The sequence below is a fragment of the Corallococcus caeni genome (genome assembly GCF_036245865.1).
In the GTDB taxonomy this organism is placed as follows: domain Bacteria; phylum Myxococcota; class Myxococcia; order Myxococcales; family Myxococcaceae; genus Corallococcus; species Corallococcus caeni.
The window spans coordinates 1,926,652-1,944,375 of sequence record NZ_BTTW01000001.1; the positions used below are offsets into that span (position 1 = coordinate 1,926,652).

13 protein-coding genes are annotated in these 17,724 nt (G+C 70.6%); 4 read left to right on the forward strand and 9 right to left on the reverse strand.

Features of this window, described 5'->3' with window-relative positions:
* Positions 1-52: 52 nt before the first annotated feature.
* The 7 genes from AABA78_RS07680 to fabI all read right to left on the reverse strand — a co-directional run bounded on the left by AABA78_RS07680 (position 53) and on the right by fabI (position 7,302).
* Positions 53-1,120 (reverse strand): chemotaxis protein CheB, encoded by a 1,068-nt coding sequence (locus AABA78_RS07680; protein WP_171413748.1) that lies wholly within the window; start codon positions 1,118-1,120, stop codon positions 53-55.
* Positions 1,117-3,297 carry a hybrid sensor histidine kinase/response regulator gene (locus AABA78_RS07685; RefSeq protein ID WP_338262304.1) on the reverse strand — a complete coding sequence of 727 codons (2,181 nt, stop codon included), beginning with the start codon at positions 3,295-3,297 and terminating at the stop codon, positions 1,117-1,119. The genes AABA78_RS07680 and AABA78_RS07685 overlap by 4 nt, the downstream gene beginning before the upstream one ends.
* Entirely contained in the window at positions 3,287-3,832 is a 546-nt protein-coding gene (locus tag AABA78_RS07690) for a chemotaxis protein CheW (protein ID WP_338262305.1), read from the reverse strand. Before AABA78_RS07690 ends, AABA78_RS07685 begins: the two co-directional genes overlap by 11 nt.
* On the reverse strand, positions 3,829-5,061 hold the full coding sequence (locus tag AABA78_RS07695) for a CheR family methyltransferase (protein WP_338262306.1): 1,233 nt from the start codon (positions 5,059-5,061) through the stop codon (positions 3,829-3,831). Before AABA78_RS07695 ends, AABA78_RS07690 begins: the two co-directional genes overlap by 4 nt.
* Positions 5,058-5,924 carry a response regulator gene (locus AABA78_RS07700; RefSeq protein WP_338262307.1) on the reverse strand — a complete coding sequence of 289 codons (867 nt, stop codon included), beginning with the start codon at positions 5,922-5,924 and terminating at the stop codon, positions 5,058-5,060. Before AABA78_RS07700 ends, AABA78_RS07695 begins: the two co-directional genes overlap by 4 nt.
* Before the next feature lie 5 nt (positions 5,925-5,929).
* Positions 5,930-6,307 carry a response regulator gene (locus tag AABA78_RS07705; protein WP_171434180.1) on the reverse strand — a complete coding sequence of 126 codons (378 nt, stop codon included), beginning with the start codon at positions 6,305-6,307 and terminating at the stop codon, positions 5,930-5,932.
* 161 nt (positions 6,308-6,468) lie between these two features.
* The gene (gene fabI, locus AABA78_RS07710) at positions 6,469-7,302 is read right to left on the reverse strand and encodes an enoyl-ACP reductase FabI (RefSeq protein WP_338262308.1); all 834 of its coding nucleotides are present in this window, start codon (positions 7,300-7,302) and stop codon (positions 6,469-6,471) included.
* Positions 7,303-7,611: 309 nt separating this feature from the next.
* On the opposite strand from fabI, the gene AABA78_RS07715 reads away from it, so the two are divergent.
* The 3 genes from AABA78_RS07715 (at position 7,612) to AABA78_RS07725 (ending at position 12,081) form a co-directional block, all read left to right on the forward strand.
* A complete protein-coding gene (locus AABA78_RS07715; RefSeq protein ID WP_338262309.1) occupies positions 7,612-10,500 on the forward strand; it encodes a 2-oxoglutarate dehydrogenase E1 component in 2,889 nt (962 codons plus the stop codon).
* Positions 10,490-11,713: a 2-oxoglutarate dehydrogenase complex dihydrolipoyllysine-residue succinyltransferase gene (gene odhB / locus AABA78_RS07720; RefSeq protein ID WP_338262310.1), complete on the forward strand. Its 1,224-nt coding sequence runs from the start codon at positions 10,490-10,492 to the stop codon at positions 11,711-11,713. Before AABA78_RS07715 ends, odhB begins: the two co-directional genes overlap by 11 nt.
* A 164-nt stretch (positions 11,714-11,877) precedes the next feature.
* The gene (locus tag AABA78_RS07725) at positions 11,878-12,081 is read left to right on the forward strand and encodes a cold-shock protein (protein ID WP_014397260.1); all 204 of its coding nucleotides are present in this window, start codon (positions 11,878-11,880) and stop codon (positions 12,079-12,081) included.
* Between the two features lie 104 nt (positions 12,082-12,185).
* Here AABA78_RS07725 and AABA78_RS07730 read toward each other — a convergent pair whose 3' ends face one another.
* Entirely contained in the window at positions 12,186-14,411 is a 2,226-nt protein-coding gene (locus AABA78_RS07730; protein WP_338262311.1) for a S9 family peptidase, read from the reverse strand.
* Between the two features lie 154 nt (positions 14,412-14,565).
* The gene (locus AABA78_RS07735) at positions 14,566-16,746 is read right to left on the reverse strand and encodes a S9 family peptidase (protein ID WP_338262312.1); all 2,181 of its coding nucleotides are present in this window, start codon (positions 16,744-16,746) and stop codon (positions 14,566-14,568) included.
* An 89-nt stretch (positions 16,747-16,835) separates the two neighbouring features.
* Here AABA78_RS07735 and AABA78_RS07740 point away from each other — a divergent pair, with 89 nt between their 5' ends.
* Positions 16,836-17,615, forward strand: a complete 780-nt coding sequence (locus AABA78_RS07740; protein ID WP_338262313.1) for a hypothetical protein — start codon at positions 16,836-16,838, stop codon at positions 17,613-17,615.
* Positions 17,616-17,724: the final 109 nt, after the last annotated feature.

Here is a 17,724-nt window from a genome sequence, read left to right on the forward strand (position 1 = left end):
ACCCGACGCCAGGGACAACGCAGGCGACTGCGATTTGTTGGTGGGAAGCCGCTCACCGGGGCCCCCCCTCCGGGCCGCGAGCGGGGCGGAACGACGGGCGCTGGCAGCTCTGCAGGATGAGGTCCGCCACCAGTGCCAGGGGCGTGCCCCCGTCGGTGGCTTTCAACTCCACGGCGGCGCGCGGCATGCCGTAGACGACGCTGGAGGCCTCGTCCTGGGCCAGGGTGACGCCCCCAGCCTGGCGGATGGCCAGCAGGCCCCGCGCGCCGTCCTCGCCCATGCCGGTGAGGACGCCGCCGCCGCTGCGCCGGCCGTACGCCATGGCCAGCGAGTTGAGCAGCACGTCCCCGTTGGGGCACGGCCCCCCGTGGCTGCGCTGCAGGCGGGCCAGGCCAATGCTGTCCACCAGCAGGTCATGGCCATCCAGCGGGAAGTACACGCGGCCCGGCTCCAGCCGCTCGCCGTCGCGCGCCACGCCCACCTGGAGCTCGCACACCTGGGACAGCCAGCGCACCATGCCCTGCGTGAAGCCCACGGTGATGTGCTGCGCGACGAGCATGGGCACCGGCAGGTCGCGGGGCAGCTTGGACAGCACCTCCGCCAGCGCGGGCGGGCCGCCCGTGGAGGCGACCAGGCCGAACACGTCCACCCGCGCCCCGCTGGGCATGGGCGGCGGCGCGACGGCGCGCGGGCGGCGGGAGATGACGGGCACCTCCGCCATCAGGCACACGGAGTGGGCCAGCTCCCGGCCCCAGCGGCGCAGCTCCTCCGCGTTGGTGACGTTGGGCTTGCCGATGAGCTCCAGCGCCCCGGCGCTCATCGCCTGGAAGCCCAGGTCCACGCCGCGCTGCTCCGCCACCGCGCTCACCACCAGGATGCGCGCGGGCGCCTGGGACATGATGTGCGCGATGGCCGCCGGGCCGTCCAGGCCGGGCAGGAGCAGGTCCATGGTGATGACGTCCGGGCGCAAGAGGCGCGCCAGCTGCACGGCGCGGTTGCCGTCCCCCGCCCGGCCCACGACTTCAATGCGCGGCTCCTCCGTGAGGAGCGCGGTGAGGGTGTTGGCCATGGTGGGCGAGTCGTCCACCACGAGCACCCGAATGGACTTCTTCGAGCTCAAGCGCGGCTCCCGCGGCGGCTCATCACGTCCAGCACCTCCGCGAGCAGCCGGCCCGCGGCGCACTCGCGCTTGCTGAGGAAGCCGTCCGCCCCGGACGCCAGGCCCCGGTCGCGCGCCACCTGGGTGTCGTGCGCGGAGACCAGGATGACGGGCAGCGTGCGCGTGTCCTTGCGCTCACGCAGCCGCGCGATGAGTTCGATGCCGTCCATCTCTTCCATGTCCAGGTCGCAGATGACGACGTCGTAGGTGTCCGCCTGCAGCCGCTCCAGCGCCCGCGCCCCGCTGGCCGCCAGGTGCACCTGGAAGCCGCCCGCCTCCAGCATCGCCCGGTGCAGCGCGCGCGCGGTGAGCGAGTCATCCACCACCAGCGCCCGCCGGCTCACCGCCGAGACCGAGACCTTCTCCGAATCCGACACCACCCAGTCCGGCCGGAGGATGAGCAGCAGCTCCCCGCGGCTGAGCGTCGCCGCGCCCTGCCAGGCCGCCACGTCGCGCACCTCCGACGGCAGCGGGCGGATGACCAGGTCCCGGTCCCCCACCACCGCGTCCACGCCCAGCGCCACGCGCTTGCCGCCGCTCTGCACGATGAGCAGCGGCTGCCCCTCCGCGGGCGGAGACGACGCGCGCAGCCCCAGCCGCGCGCCCAGGTCCACCACCGGCAAGAGCTGCCCCTGGTATTCCAGGTGCGTCCGGCGCTTGCCCACGCGCAGCATGTCCGGGCGCGCCAGCTGCGTGGACTCCACCGCCAGCATGGGCAGGCCCACGAACTGCTCCAGCGCGCGCACCATCAGCACCGGAGAGCTGCCCAGGTCCACCGGCAGGGTCAGCACGAAGCGCGTGCCCTGCCCGCGCGTGCTCGCCACCTCGATGCGGCCCTGGAGCGACTCCACCGTGGCGCGCACCGCGTCCAGGCCCACGCCGCGCCCGGAGGTGTCCGTCACGTCCGAGCGGGTGCTGAAGCCTTCGCTGAAGATGAGGTCGCGCACCTGGTTGTCGTTGAGCCGCGCCGCCTCCTCCGCGGTGAGCAGCCCGCGCTTCTCCGCGGCCTTGCGCACCTGGTGCAGGTCGATGCCGCGCCCGTCGTCGCTCGCCTCCAGGTACAGGAGGTTGCCCTGCTGCTCCACGCGCAGCGTGAGCGCGCCCTCGTGGTGCTTGCCGGCCTTCTCGCGCTCCGCGGGCATCTCCAGGCCGTGGTCCACGGCGTTGCGCAGGATGTGCACGAGCGCGCCCTGGAGCTTCTCCAAGAGGCGCCGGTCCAGCGACACCTCCGCGCCCACCACCGACAGCCGCGCCTCCTTGCCCAGCTGGCGCGACAGGTCGCGCACCATGCGCTGCAGCGGGTCCAGGATGGTGCGCGTGGGGCGCGTGGTGATGGCCTTGAGGCCGTCCTCCAGCGCGTCCACGACATCGCTCGTCTCCTCGCCGTCGGTGCGCAGCGAGCGGCCCGTCCCGGACAGGAGCGTGCGCGCCTCCGCGGTCTCCGCCAGCAGGCCCTGCTTCGCGAGCAGCGTGGACACCCGCTCCAGCTCGCGGCTCCGCTCCTCCACCCGCAGGCGCACCTCGCGCAGGCGCTCCACCTCGCGCATCAGCGACGTCACCTGGTTGGCGCTCACCCGCCACCCGGCGTCGGAGGACTCGCCCGAGGGCTCCGGCGCGGCGGGCGCTTCGCCCAGGACGTTGGCCGGGGCGCTGGCGGCCGCGGACGGCGCGCTGGCGGTATCGGACGGCACCTGCGCGAAGCCTCCGCCCGGCAGCGCGGCGGACTCCTCCGGCGGCGGCGCGGCGGCGACCAGCTGGGCCAGCGCGGCGGCGGGGTCCGGCAGGTGGTCCCCCCGGCCGTCCGCGTGCGCCTGGGCGCGCAGCATGAAGAGGTCCAGCCCGTGCAGCAGCACGTCCACCACCGGGCGCGGCATCTTCTGCGTGTGCGCCTTGAGCGGCGCCAGCGCGTCCTCCAGCTTGTGGGCGATGTCGCCCAGGTCCTGGAGGCCCAACGACGCGGCGCTGCCCTTCAGCGTGTGAAGGTGCCGGCCCAGCCGCGTGTAGATTTTCGCGAGCGCGTCGTTCTCCAGCCCCTCGCGCTCCAGCTCCAGCAGGTCCATGGTGACCTTCTGGATGACCTCCTGGGCCTCCACGGCGAAGCCCGCCACCAGGGGCTGCAGCATCGGATCAACGGGCATGTCGCACTCCCACGTCGGAGCGGAGGAACAGGCGCCGCGGGTCGATGAGGTGGATGAGCTGCCGGTCGTGGGTGAAGACCTCCACCACCGGCCCTTCCGCCCGGGCGCGCGCGGCCTCCACGGACGCGAGCGGCAGCGTCGTGGGGCGCGGGATGGCCTCGCAGTCGAGCGCGCACAGCTCGCCGTCGCCCCGGTCCACCACCAGCAGCACGGCCGGGTCCTGCCGCCACCCGTGGCCGCCCAAGAGCGACGCCAGGCTCAGCGCGGACAGCACCTGCCCCTGGAAGCGCAGCACGCCGATGACCGCGGGCGCCGACAGCGGCACCGGCGTCACCATGCGCAGGGGCAGCGCCGCGCGCAGCGACTCCAGCGGCAGCGCGTAGCGCTCCTCGCCCAGCGGGAACTCGGCGATCCAGTGGACCGCCTCCTCCACCGTCGACTCGCCCTGCTCGCGCAGGCGCGCGGCCCGGCGCGCGAGCAGCTCCCGCGTCTCATCCTCCAGGGCCTCGTCCACCATCCGCGGCGTCCCCTTCATTCCAGCGCCCCCAGATTCAGGTAGGCGTCAGCGGACGCCAGATAGAAGCGCGCGGGCAGCGCCTCCGGTCCATCCACCAGCGTGTCCGGTGGCAACTGCCCCGCCCGCGTGCGCAGTGCGCGCATCAGCGGAAAGGCCGCGTCCCGGGCGCCCGCGCGCTCGCGCAACAGCGCCAGCTCCAGCAGGCCCGGCAGGTAGTCCGGCGCCTGCTTCACGAGCAGCTCCAGCACCGCCGTCGCCCCGGCCACGTTGCCCTCTTCAATCCGCTCCAGCGCCTGCAGGTGCAGCCGCGCGGGCGAGGGCGGAGGGGACGGTGGCGGCGCGGGGAGGGCCGGCGGCGGCGCGGACAGCCGCCGGGGCGTGGGCGTCATGCGCGGCGTGGCCACGGGCTGCGCCACGGGCAGCTGCGCGAAGGTGCGCTCCTCCGGGCGGGGCTTGCGGAAGGCCTGCAGCTCCGGCGGCCCCTCGCGCGTGAGCCCCGGCGGCGCGCGGTCCACCTCCACCGTGCCGAGGAACAGCAGGCCCCCCGGCGCCAGGCTCCGCGCCAGGTGGACGATGGCCGCGTCGCGCGCGGACGGAGAGAAGTACGTGAGCACGTTGCGGCAGAGGATGAAGTCGAAGAGCCCGAAGCGCTCCGGCAGCGGCGCCAGCAGGTTCGCCGGAGCGAAGCGCGTCACCTTGCGCACCTCCGGGAGGATGGAGACCTGACGCCCGTTGAGCAGTTCGTACACGGGGTGCAGCGCGGGGGCGGACTCGCGCCGGGACCACGCGCCGTAGGTGCCGCGCCGCGCGGCCTCCAGGCTGGCCTCGTGCAGGTCCGTGCCCACCACCTCCACGGGCATCCCCGGGGGCGCGCACGCCAGCAGGCACGCGGCCAGCGAATAGGCCTCCTCGCCGGTGGCGCAGCCCGCGCTCCAGCCGCGCAGGTGCATGGCGCCGTGGCGCAGCGCGGACGGGATGCCCTCCTGCGTGATGTAGCGGAAGTGCTCCGGCTGGCGGAAGAAGTACGTCTCCCCCACCAGGACCGCGCGCACCAGCGTGTAGGCCAGGGGAGAGCCCAGCTGCTGCAGCTCGCTCAGGACCTCCGTGGGCACGCGTCCCCGGGCCAGCTCCGCGCGCAGCACGCGCTCCACCGCATCCTGTGCGATGGCGTCGTCGCGGAAGCCGGTGGTGTCCGCCACCACTTCCCGGGCACGGGCCAGAAGCCTCGGGTCGAGCCCCGCACTCATGCGCTCCGCTCTTCCTCCACCGGCGCGAGCAGCGCGGGCAGGTCGCGCAAGAGGCCGCGCGAGATGAAGACCTTCGGATCCAGGATGGGCAGCGCGCGGCCGCCGGTGCGCAGCATGCCCACGAGCCCTTCCTGCAGCAGGCCGTGCTCGGCGCCGCCCACCTTCTCGCGCCGGTCGATGTCGCCCGCCTGGAACTCCTCCGGGTCCTTCACCGTGTCCACGGTGAGCGCCAGCTGCACGCCCTCCGCTTCAATGACCACCAGCATCCGCTCCGCGATGGCCACCCGGTGCTCCACGCCCAGCCGCAGCGCCACGTCCAGCACGCACACCGCCTGGCCGCGCAGCTCCACGTATTCGCGCAGGTACGCGGGGCCGGTGGGCAGGGGCCGCGTCAGGGGCTGGAGCAGGACCTCCTTCACGGAGTCCAGCGGCACGGCGAACTCGCGCTCGCCCACGTTGAGCCGCAGCACCAGCATGGCGCCGGAGCGCGAGCGGCGCCGCGCGTTCTCCAGCGCCTCGCCCACGCGCGCCAGCAGCTCGTCCGCGCGGAAGGGCTTGGGCAGGAACGCCTCCGCGCCAAAGCCCAGGCACGCCTCCGCGCGCTGCTTCTCCGAGGAGATGATGATGACCGGGATGTCCGCCGTGCCCGGGTCCGCCTTCATCCGCTGGAGCACCTCGTCCCCGTCCATCTCCGGCATGGACAGGTCCAACAGCACCGCCGCCGGATGCAGCCGCCCCACCTTGTCCAGCGCCTCACGGCCGTTGCTGGCCGTGTGGATGGTGTAGTGACCGGAGAGGATGGCCCGCTCCAGCGCCAGGATGGCGTCGCTGTCATCCACCAGCAGCAGCGTCGGCAGGCTCACGGTGCTCAGCCCCCGTTCAGGAACTGGCGGACCGTCTTGGTCAGCTCGTCGTGGGACACCGGCTTCTGGATGAAGGCGTTGGCCCCGGCCTCCGAGCCGCGCTGGCGCAGGTCGTTGCCCTTCTCCGCCGTCAGCAGGATGACCGGCACCTTCTTCACCTGCGCCTGCGCGCTCGCGCGGACCTCCTTCACGAAGGTGATGCCATCCATCACCGGCATGTTGATGTCCGCGATCACCACGCTCACCGGCACCAGCCGCAAGAGCTGCAGCGCGCGCTGCGCGTCCTCCGCCTCGACGATGCTGACCTTGAGGTTCATCAGGTAGATCTTGAGGATGTTGCGGACGGTCGGACTGTCGTCCACCAGCAAGACGTTGGTGCTCACTGTGCCACGGCTCCTCGCACAGGCTCCGCGGGGTGCGGAGATGTCCTGCGCTGCATGAGTGATCCTACCGTGAGCGCTCCGACGGGCGAAAGCGGGGGGCTTCCGTCCGCCGGGAAGCCTGGCAGGCGAATGTCTGGGTTTTCCGACAAGGTTGGGTGGCGTCAGCCGTCCTTGGGCGTGGGGTTCGCGGGGACCCCTTCTGCCGGTGTCTCCACCGTCTCCACTGGGGGTGCGCCCACCGCGTGGTAGCCACCGTCCACGTGAATCATCTCGCCCGTGGTGGACGACAGCCAATCGGACAGGAGTACACAGGCCGTCTTCGCCACGTGGTCGTGGCTGTCCTTGTCGCTCCAGCCCAGCGGGGCCTGCTTGCCCCAGTACTGCGCCAGGGCCTTGAAGCCGGGGATGCCCTTGGCCGCGACGGTGGCCAGCGGGCCCGCCGCGAGCGCGTTCACGCGGATGCCCTTGGGCCCCAGGTCGCGCGCCAGGTAGCGCACGGTGGCCTCCATGGCCGCCTTGCACACGCCCATCCAGTCATAGATGGGCCACGCCTGCCGGTTGTCGAAGTCCAGCGCCACGATGGAGCCGCCCGGGGGCATCAGCGGCGCGCACGCCGTCGCCAGCTCCTTCACGGAGAAGGCGGAGACGCGGAACGCGGTCTGCACGCTCTCCCACGGGGTGTTGAGGAAGTTGCCGCCCAGCGCGTCCTCGGGCGCGTACGCGATGGCGTGCAGCACGCCGTCCACGCGGCCCCACTTCTGGCGCAGCGCCTCCGTCAGCGCCGGGAAGTGCGCCGGGTTCGTCACGTCCAGCTCCAGCACCTCCGTGCCGGGCTTGAGCCGCTTCGCGCTGCGCTCCGTGAGGGACTTGGCCCGGCCAAAGCCGGTGAGGATGACCTCGGCGCCCTGCGCGATCGCGTGCTCCGCGACGCCAAAGGCCAACGACTGCGGGGTGAGCACGCCGGTGATGAGCAGCTTCTTGCCCTGGAGGAGCATGTCGGTACGTTCTCGGTTAGGGAGGGAAGAGGGGGCGTGTGCTTACCACTCCTGAACGTGGGTGGGAGGCCCCGCCCCTCCTTATCCCTCCGGCCTCGGATGTACGTCCGTTCAGCATGCCAGGGAGGCTGGCGCCTCCTTTGAGCCCCTTCCAGCCAGGGGAATCCGGCCTTCGGTGAAGCTCCGCTCACTTGGAGCATGACTCCAGCTGCTCTCTTGAGCGAAGACAGGCAGCCGGGCATGACGCGGTTCAACAAACTGAGGCGAAAACCCCCCAACGCGGCGCCCATCCAGTAAAAGACCCCCGCCATGGCGAATTTCCAGGACAGCTTCCTCTCTGGTGCCAACATCGACTTCATCGAGGGGCTCTATGCCCGCTTCCTCGATGACCCCGGCAGCGTGGACGCGAGCTGGCGTGAGGTGTTCGAGCGCAACAACGGCACGGGCCGCCCCATCTTCAACGCGAAGCAGCTGGAGGCTCCCGCCCCGGCCGCCGCGGAAGGCAAGGGCAAGGGCAAGGCGAACGGTGTCGCCGTTCAGGCCCCGGCCGCCGCCGCGGCACCGCAGGCCCCGGCGGCTCCGGCGCAGGACATCGGGCTGCAGTCGAAGGTGGACCAGGCCATCACCGCCTTCCGGCTGCGCGGCCACCTGCGCGCGAAGCTGGATCCGCTGGACCGTCCGCGCCCGCAGCTGGGGCACGTGGCGGACGTGGCGCTGATGGACGAGAACCACTTCGCCGCGAAGGAGCTGGAGCAGGCGGTGGAGTGCAACAACGTCTTCCCGCAGCAGCGCGTGCGCCTGGCGGACCTGGTCACCCGGCTGCGCCGCACGTACTCCGGCCACATCGGCGTGGAGTTCATGCAGATGCTCGACAGCGAGCGCCGCCGCTGGCTCATGCAGCGCATGGAGCACAGCGACAACCGCACGCCGTTCTCCGTGGAGGACCAGCGCCACATCCTCACGAAGCTGTCGTACGCGGAGGGCTTCGAGAACTTCCTGCACACGAAGTACGTGGGCGCCAAGCGCTTCAGCCTGGACGGCGGCGAGGCCCTCATCCCCATGCTGGACGCGCTGCTGGAAGTAGGCAGCGCCATGGGCCTGAAGGAGCTGGTCATCGGCATGGCCCACCGCGGCCGGCTCAACGTGCTGACCAACATCCTGGGCAAGAAGCCGGATCAGATCTTCAGCGAGTTCGACGGCCCCAAGGACCCCAAGGCGTACCTGGGCCGCGGCGACGTGAAGTACCACATGGGCTTCTCGTCGGACCACACCACCCGGGCCGGCAAGAACGTGCACCTGTCGCTGGCCTTCAACCCCAGCCACCTGGAGTGCGTGGGCCCCGTGGTGGAGGGCCGCGTGCGCGCCAAGCAGGACCGCGGCGGGGACGCGGAGCGCACCGGCGTGGTGCCGCTGCTCATCCACGGCGACGCGGCCTTCATCGGCCAGGGCATCACGTCGGAGACGCTCAACTTCTCCGGCCTCAAGGGCTACACGACGGGCGGCACGGTCCACATCGTCATCAACAACCAGGTGGGCTTCACCACCGACCCGTCGGACTCGCGCTCCAGCATCTACGCCACCGCCATCGCGCAGATGCTGGACATCCCGGTGTTCCACGTGAACGGGGATGACCCGGAGGCGTGCGTCCACGTGGCGCGCCTGGCGGCGGAGTACCGCCAGACGTTCAAGAGCGACGTGGTCATCGACTTCATCTGCTACCGCCGCTACGGCCACAACGAAGGCGACGACCCGTCCTTCACCCAGCCGGCGATGTACGACCTCATCCGCAAGCACCCGCCGGTGCGCGCGCTGTACGCGAAGGCGCTGGCGGAAGCCGGCCGCATCAGCGCGGAGGAGTCGGACAGCATCAAGCAGCGCTGCTTCCAGGACTTCGACGCGGCGCTCACCCGCGCCCGCCAGGAGAGCCAGTTCAAGGAGCCCAACGCGCTGGAAGGCCTGTGGAAGCCCTACAAGGGCGGCCTCCTGAAGAACGCGCCCCAGGTGTCCACGGCGGTGGCCAAGGCCACGCTGCGCGACGCGCTCCAGAAGCTGGCCACCGCGCCGGCGGGCTTCAACGTGCACCGCGACGTGGAGCGCACGGTCCTCAAGAAGCGCCAGGGCATGCTGGAGAGCGAGGAGCTCCAGTGGAGCGAGGGCGAGTCGCTGGCGTACGCGACGCTCCTGTCGGAGGGCTACACCATCCGCCTGTCCGGCCAGGACAGCGAGCGCGGCACCTTCAGCCACCGCCACGCGGTGCTGCACGACACGCAGACGGGCGAGGAGTACGTGCCCCTGCGTCAGTTCCCCACCGGCAAGGCGACGTTCAACGTCTGGAACAGCCCGCTGTCGGAGATGGGCGTGCTGGGCTTCGACTACGGCTACAGCCTGGACGTGCCGGACGGCCTCACCCTGTGGGAGGCCCAGTTCGGTGACTTCGCCAACGGCGCGCAGATCATCATCGACCAGTTCATCGCCGCGGCGGAGAGCAAGTGGCGCCGGCTGTCCGGCATCACGCTGCTCCTGCCGCACGGCTACGAGGGCCAGGGCCCGGAGCACTCCAGCGCGCGCCTGGAGCGCTTCCTGGACCTGTGCGCCGAGGACAACCTCCAGGTCTGCTACCCCACCACGCCCGCGCAGATCTTCCACCTCTTGCGCCGCCAGGTGCTGCGCCCGGTGCGCAAGCCGCTGGTCATCATGTCGCCCAAGAGCCTGCTGCGCCGTCCGGAGGCCATCAGCCGCATGGACGACCTGGCCACGGGCGCGTTCCAGGAAGTGATTCCGGACGCGAAGGCGGACGCCGCGAAGGTGAAGCGGCTGCTCTTGTGCAGCGGCAAGGTGTACTACGACCTGGCCAAGGCCCGGGACGAGCGCAAGGACGACTCTATCGCCATCGTGCGGGTGGAGCAGCTCTACCCGTTCCCGCAGGACGAGCTGGCGAACCTGGTGGCGAAGCTGCCGTCGCTCCAGGAGCTGTACTGGGTGCAGGAGGAGCCGCGCAACGCGGGCGGGTGGCACTTCATGTTCCCGCGCCTGCACGACCTCCTGTCGCACCGTTCGCAGCAGCAGACGGTGAAGCTGGGCTACATCGGGCGCGCCGAGGCCGCCAGCCCCGCCACCGGTTTCACGAAGACGCACGACTACGAGCAGCAGCTCATCATCGAAGAAGCCATCCTCCGAGGACCCCAGAATGGCCGTTGAACTGAAAGTCCCCCCGCTCGGCGAATCCATCACCGAGGCCGTCGTCGGCAAGTGGAACAAGAAGCAGGGTGAGTCTGTCTCCGCGGACGAGCCGCTCGTCGTGCTGGAGACCGACAAGGTCACCATCGACGTGCCCTCCCCCGCCGCCGGCAGCATCGCGTCCATCGCCTTCAAGGAGGGCGACAAGGTCCGCGTGGGCGACGTGCTGGGCACCATCGAGGCCGGTGCTGGCGCCGCTGCCGCTTCGCCGGCCGCTGCCGCCGCCACGCCCGCGCCCGCCCAGGCCGCGGCGCCGGTGACGTCCGCCGCCGCCCAGGCCCAGAGCGACGCGCGCATCACCCCCACCGCCAAGAAGATGGCGGAGGAGAACCGGGTGGACGTGGGCCAGCTGAAGGGCTCCGGCACCGGTGGCCGCATCATGAAGGAGGACGTGCAGGGTCAGCTGAACCGCCCGGCCGCCACCCCTTCCGCGCCCCCGGCCCCCGCCGCGCCGTCCGGCCCGCGCCCCAACGCCGCTCGCGAGGAGCGCGTGCGCATGACGCCGCTGCGCAAGCGCGTCGCGGAGCGCCTGCTCCAGGCCCAGTCCAACGCCGCCCTGCTCACCACCTTCAACGAGGTGGACATGGGCGAGGTGATGGCGCTTCGCAAGAAGTACAACGACAAGTTCCAGGCGAAGCACGGGGTGAAGCTCGGGTTCATGAGCTTCTTCATCCGCGCGTCCGTGGAGGCCCTCAAGGCGTTCCCGCAGATCAACGCGGAGATCGACGGCGAGGACGTCATCTTCAAGCACTACTACGACATCGGCGTGGCCGTGAGCGGCAGCCGCGGTCTGGTGGTGCCGGTGGTGCGTGACGCGGACAAGCTGTCGCTCGCGGAGCTGGAGAAGACGGTCGGTGACTACGGCGGCCGTGCGCGCAACGACAAGCTGACGATGTCGGACCTCACGGGCGGCACGTTCACCATCACCAACGGCGGCATCTTCGGCTCCATGCTGTCCACGCCCATCCTGAACCCGCCGCAGACGGGCATCCTGGGCATGCACAACATCGTGGAGCGCCCCGTGGCCCGCGACGGCCAGGTGGTCATCCGGCCCATCATGTACATCGCCCTCACGTACGATCACCGCTTGGTGGACGGCCGCGAAGCGGTGCAGTTCCTGGTGCGCGTGAAGGAGTGCATCGAGGACCCCGAGCGCCTGCTGCTCGACATCTGACCTACTCCGCCGCACATGACTGTGCGGGGGTGGAAGACGGGCATTCCCGGTGGGCCGGCTGGACTTCCAGTCGGCCCTTTCACTACAAATAGCTCTGTCTCCCCGGTCGTCGGGCAGAACGGGCGGCCTTCCCCACGGCTGCTCTGCAAACGCAAGGAAGCGCAATGGCAACTGGTACCGTGAAGTGGTTCAACGACGCGAAGGGCTTCGGCTTCATCACCCAGGACGGCGGCGGCGAGGACGTGTTCTGCCACCACACCGCCATCAACATGGATGGGTTCCGCACCCTGGCCGAGGGCCAGAAGGTGGAGTTCGAAGTCACCAAGGGCCCGAAGGGTCTGCAGGCGCAGAACGTCCGCGCGGCGTGAAGTGACGCGTCTCAGCCATTCCTCACGGACTGGTTGAAGCAACAGAGGCCCGGCCCCCGAAAAGGGAACCGGGCCTCTGCCTTTTCAAAGGCGGGTGTGCCGCCCTACTTCTTCAGGTTCTGCTCGAAGTGGGCGATGACGCGCTCGTACTGGCGCTCGGTGATGAGCGGGTCCGGCACCATGTGCGTGAGGCCGGACAGGGGCAGCAGCTGGTGCGGCTTGCCCGCGCGGAACAGCGCGTCCGACAGCTTCAGCGTGTGGAAGAAGTAGACGTTGTCGTCCGCGGTGCCGTGGATGAGCAGCAGCGCGCCGATGGGGCTGTCCTTCTTCGCGTACGTCAGCAGGCTGCTGACCTCGTAGGCCTGGGGCGACTCCTCGGGCAGGCCCAGGTAGCGCTCGGTGTAGTGGGTGTCGTAGTCGCGCCAGTCCACCACCGGGGCGCCGGACACCGCGGCCTTGAAGAAGTCCGGGCGCTTCAGCGCGGCCAGCGCGGCCATGTACCCGCCGAAGCTCCAGCCGGTGATGCCCACGCGGCTGAGGTCCATCTCCGGCACTTCCTTGGCCAGCGCCTGCACCGCTTCAATCTGATCATCCAGGGTGACGGTGGCGAAGTCGTTCTTCACCGCGCGGTTCCACTCGGAGGTGCGCAGCGGCGTGCCGCGCCCGTCCACCTTCACCACCAGGAAGCCGTGGTCCGCGAACCACTGGCTGAGCAGGTGCGCGGCCATGGACTGGTGCACCACGGTGACGGTGGGGCCCGCGTAGACCTCCACGATGACGGGCAGCTTCTGGCCGGGCTTGAAGTCGCGCGGCTTCACCAGCGACGTCCAGAACTTCTTCGGGCCCACCTGGCGGATCTCGAAGTTCGGCGTGAAGGACGGCTCCTGCGCGACCTCCGGCAGCTCGCCCAGCTTCGAGCCGTCGCCCTTGAGGACCACGGTGCGGGGCATGGCCTTGGGGCCCTGCGTGTTGAGGACGATGAGGCCGCCGTTCTTGGAGACGAGCCCGCCCTCCACGGCCGGACCCGTGGTGCCGGTGGCCACCTTCTCCGGAGCACCGCCGGCCTTCACGCGCCACAGGTGGCTCTCCGTGGGGTTCGGGTCGCCGGTGAAGAACAGCGTCTTGTCCGCCTGGACGAAGCGCGCGAGGTTGCGGAAGCCCGCGTCCGGCTTCACGACGGAGCGGTCCAGCTCACCGCTCGCCTTGCGCAGCTCCACCTCCGGGCCGCCGTTGCGCTCGGTGTACCAGAGGAAGCCGGAGCCATCCTCCAGCCACAGCGGGAAGTCCTGGGCCAGCTCCACCCAGGCGTTGTCCTTCTCCGTGAGGAGGACGCGCGTCTTGCCCGTGGCGGGGTCCACCGCGAGCACCTGCTCCTCCGTCTGGAGCCGGTTCTGCACCACGATTGTCAGCGGCCCGCCCTTGTCCCACTTCACCGTGGCCAGGTACGGGTACTTCTGCGCGTCCCACTGCGCCCACACCGTCTTGCCGCCGGTGACGGGGGTGACGCCCAGGCGCACCTTCGCGTTCGCCTTGCCGGGACGGGGGTACGGGAAGATCTCCCCGCCCTTCTCCGGGTGCATCACGTCCACGATGGTGAGCTTCTCCACGTCGGCCGTGTCGGACTCCGTGTAGGCGATGGACTTCGAGTCCGGGCTCCACCAGTAGCCGGAGAAGCGGCTCATCTCCTCCTGCGCCACGAACTCCGCCAGGCCGTGCGTCTTCTGCGCGGTGCCGCCCTGCGTGACGCGCTTCTCCTGGTTGGCGGCCAGGTCCACCCGGTACACGTCGTGCTCGCGCACGTACGCCACCTGCTTGCCGTCCGGGGACAGGCGCGGGTCGATGACGCCGGGGCCCGTCTTCACCTCCGTGGACTTCCCCGTCGCGCGGTCCACCACGTAGAGGCGCCCGGAGAGGGGCACCAGCAGCTGGGTGCCGTCCTCGGAGAGGTTGTAGGAGGTGAAGCCCCGGGCGCTCACGCGCATGCGCTCGCGGCGGGCCTTCTCTTCCGGAGACAGCGTCTCCTCCGCGCCCTTGAGGAGGGCCTCGGGGGTGAGCAGCTCACGCGCCTGGCCGTTGGCCACGTCGAACGCGTAGAGCATCTGCACGTTGGACGTGGGGGAGGTGCGCAGGAAGAGGACGGACTTCTCGTCCGGGGTGATGCGCGTGCCCACGGGGCGGCCGCTCTGGAAGCGGCGCGTCTCGGCGTACTGACGCAGGAAGGTGTCCGGCTGCTTTTGCGAAGGGGCCATGGCGGAGGGTTTGCGCTCCTGGGCGATGGAGGGGGCGCTGCTCATGAGGAGAAGCGCGGCGGCGGTAAGGACCTGACGCATGCGTAGCTGAATCCCCGCGCGGGGCGGGGCTCCTTTCGCGGGAAGGTGCGGGCAAGCCTACACTCCGGCCGCCGCGCGGCCCCCTCAACGTCCAGCCCTGGAGAGGATTCCCACCGGAAGCGGACGAAGCCCCCGGGGCACCCGAGGCCTCCCGCTACTTCAGGTTCTGCTGGAAGTGGGCGATGACGCGCTCGTACTGACGCTGCGTGACGAGGGGGTCCGCCACCATGTGCGTGAAGCCGGACAGGGGCAGCAGCTGGTGCGGCTTGCCCGCGCGGAACAGCGCGTCCGACAGCTTCAGCGTGTGGAAGAAGTAGACGTTGTCGTCCGCGGTGCCGTGGATGAGCAGCAGCGCGCCGATGGGCCCCTCCTTCTTCGCGTACGTCAGCAGGCTGCTGACCTCGTAGGCCTGGGGGTTCTCCTCCGGCAGGCCCAGGCACCGTTCGGTCGCGTGCGTGTCGTAGTCGCGCCAGTCCGTCACTGGCGCTCCCGCGACGCCGGCCTTGAAGAAGTCCGGGCGCTTCATCACGGCCAGCGCGGCCATGTAGCCGCCGAAGCTCCAGCCGGTGATGCCCACGCGGTTCAGGTCCATCTCCGGCACCTCCTTCGCCAGGGCCTGCACCGCTTCAATCTGATCATCCAGCGTGACGGTGGCGAAGTCGTGCTTCACGGCGCGGTTCCACTCGGCGGTGCGCAGCGGCGTGCCGCGGCCGTCCACCTTCACCACCAGGAAGCCTTGATCCGCCATCCACTGGTCGAGCAGGTGCATGGCCATGGACTGGTGCACCACGGTGACGATGGGTCCGCCGTAGATGTCCACGATGACAGGCAGCTTCTGGCCGGGCTTGAAGTCGCGCGGCTTCACGAGCGAGGTCCAGAACTTCCTCGGGCCCACCTGGCGCACCTCGAAGTTCGGCGTGAACGACGGCTCCTGGGCAATCTCCGGCAGCTCGCCCAGCTTCGTGCCGTCACCCTTGAGCACCACGGTGCGCAGCATGCTCCTGGGGCCCTGGGTGTTGAGGACGACGAGGCCTCCGCTCTTGGAGACGCTGCCACCTTCCACGGCGGGGCCGGGGGTGCCGGTGGCCACCTTCTCCGGATTGCCACTGGGCTTCACGCGCCACAGGTGGCTCTCCGTGGGGTTCGGATCCCCGATGAAGTACAGCGTCTGGTCCTTCTCCACGTAGCGCGAGAGGGCCCGGAAGCCGGCGCCCGGCTTCACCACGGAGTGGTCCAGGTCGCCGTTGGCCTTGCGCAGCTCCACCTCCGAAGCGCCGTTGCGGTCGGTGTACCAGAGGAAGCCGGAGCCATCCTCCAGCCACAGCGGGAAGTCCTGGTGCAGGTCGATCCACGCCGCGTCCTTCTCCGTGAGCAGCACGCGCGTCTTGCCCGTCGCCGGATCCACCGCGAGCAGCTGCTCCTCCGTCTGGAGCCGGTTCTGCACGAGCAACGTCAGCGGCCCGCCCTGGTCCCACTTCACCGTGGCCAGGTACGGGTACTTCTGTGCGTCCCACTGCGCCCACACCGTCTTGCCGCCCGTGACGGGCGTGATGCCCAGGCGCACCTTCGCGTTCGCCTTGCCCGCGCGCGGAAAGGGGAAGGACGCACCGGGCTGCTCCGGGTGCATCACGTCCACGACGGTGAGCTTCTCCACTCCGGAGGTGTCGGACTCCGCGTTGGCAATGAACTTCGCGTCCGGGCTCCACCAGTAGCCGGAGAAGCGGCCCATCTCCTCCTGCGCGACGAACTCCGCCAGGCCGTGCGTCTTGTCCGCCGTGCCGCCCTGCGTGACGCGCTTCTCCTGGTTGGCCGTGAGGTCCACCCGGTAGACGTCATGCTCACGCACGTACGCCACCTGCTTGCCGTCCGGGGACAGGCGCGGGTCGATGACGCCCGGGCCCGTCTTCACCTCCGTGGACTTCCCCGTTGAGTGGTCCACGACGTAGAGGCGGCCGGAGAGGGACACCAGGAGGCGCTTGCCGTCCTCGGACAGGCTGTAGGACGTGAAGCCCCGGGCGCTCACGCGCATGCGTTCCCGGCGGGCCTTCTCTTCCGGAGACAGCGTCTCCTCCGCGCCCTTGAGGAGGGCCTCGGGGGTGAGCAATTCGCGCGTCTGACCGCTGGCCACGTCGAAGGCGTAGAGCATGCGCACGTTGGACGTGGGGGAGGTGCGCAGGAAGAGGACGGACTTCTCGTCCGGGGTGATGCGCGCGCCGACCGGGCGCCCGTTCATGAAGCGTCCTGTCTCGGCGTACTGGCGGAGGAAGGACGAGGACTCCTGGGCCAGGACCGGCATCCCCAGGAGGAGCAGCGCGACGGTGACGAATGGACGCATGCGTGATTGAACCCCGCGGGGCGGGGCTCCTTTCGCGGCAAGATGGGTCACGTCTCCAACGCCGGAGTCTGGAGGGGATTTCGTCCCGCATGAATTCGAAAGATGACGACGCCCTGCGCCACCTGCGCCTCGCGGGCGTGGTGCGGCTGGGGCTGGGCGGTGGCCGTGGCCCGAAGGATGCCTACGTGTTCGACCCGCACCGGCTCGCGCTGCCCGCGTGGGCCTGTGCCCTGGGCGACGCAGGGCCCCCTGCCCTGCTCGTCACGCTGGACCGGCACCTGGATATCGTCGTGCCCGAGCGCCCCGCCGACATGCCGGACCGCTCCGCCGGCCTGCGCGCGCTGGACGAGCACGCGCGGTGGCGCCTGGACGTGCGCAACTACGACCACATCATCGCGGCGATGGAGGCGAACCTCGTGGGCGACGCGCTGATCATCGCGCGCACCCGGCCCCGGGGCTCCTTCGCCGGAGACACGTACGTGGACACCCGGGGCCGCTCGCACCGCATCGTGTCGGTGACGACAGTGGACCGCGCGGCGGAGGCGTACCTGCACCCCGGCCCCACGGACGCGGTGCGCGACGTGCTGGAGGCCACGTCCGCCGTGCTGCTGGACGTGGACCTGGACTGCTTCACCAGCCTGAGCGACGCGGACCCCACCACCGTGCTGCCATGGCCGAAGTCCGTCATCCGCGAGTTCCTCCTGCCCCCCGACTCGGAGCCCTTCTGGGACGCGGTGCTGGGCAAGGCGGTGGCGCTGACGCTGGCGCGGGAGCCGCATCACTGCGGCGGACTGCTCGCGTCCGGGGAGCTGTTCCGCGACGTGGCGGAGGTCCTCTTCCGCGAGCTGCTGCGCGTCGAGCCGCCGTGACAGCGCGCAGCGGATGAGGTGAGCACCCCATGAGTGTTGGCCCCGGCGGAGGAACCGGGTGAGGGCGGGGTTTCGTTTCATGCCGGGTAGAGTTCCCCCATGGCCCAGC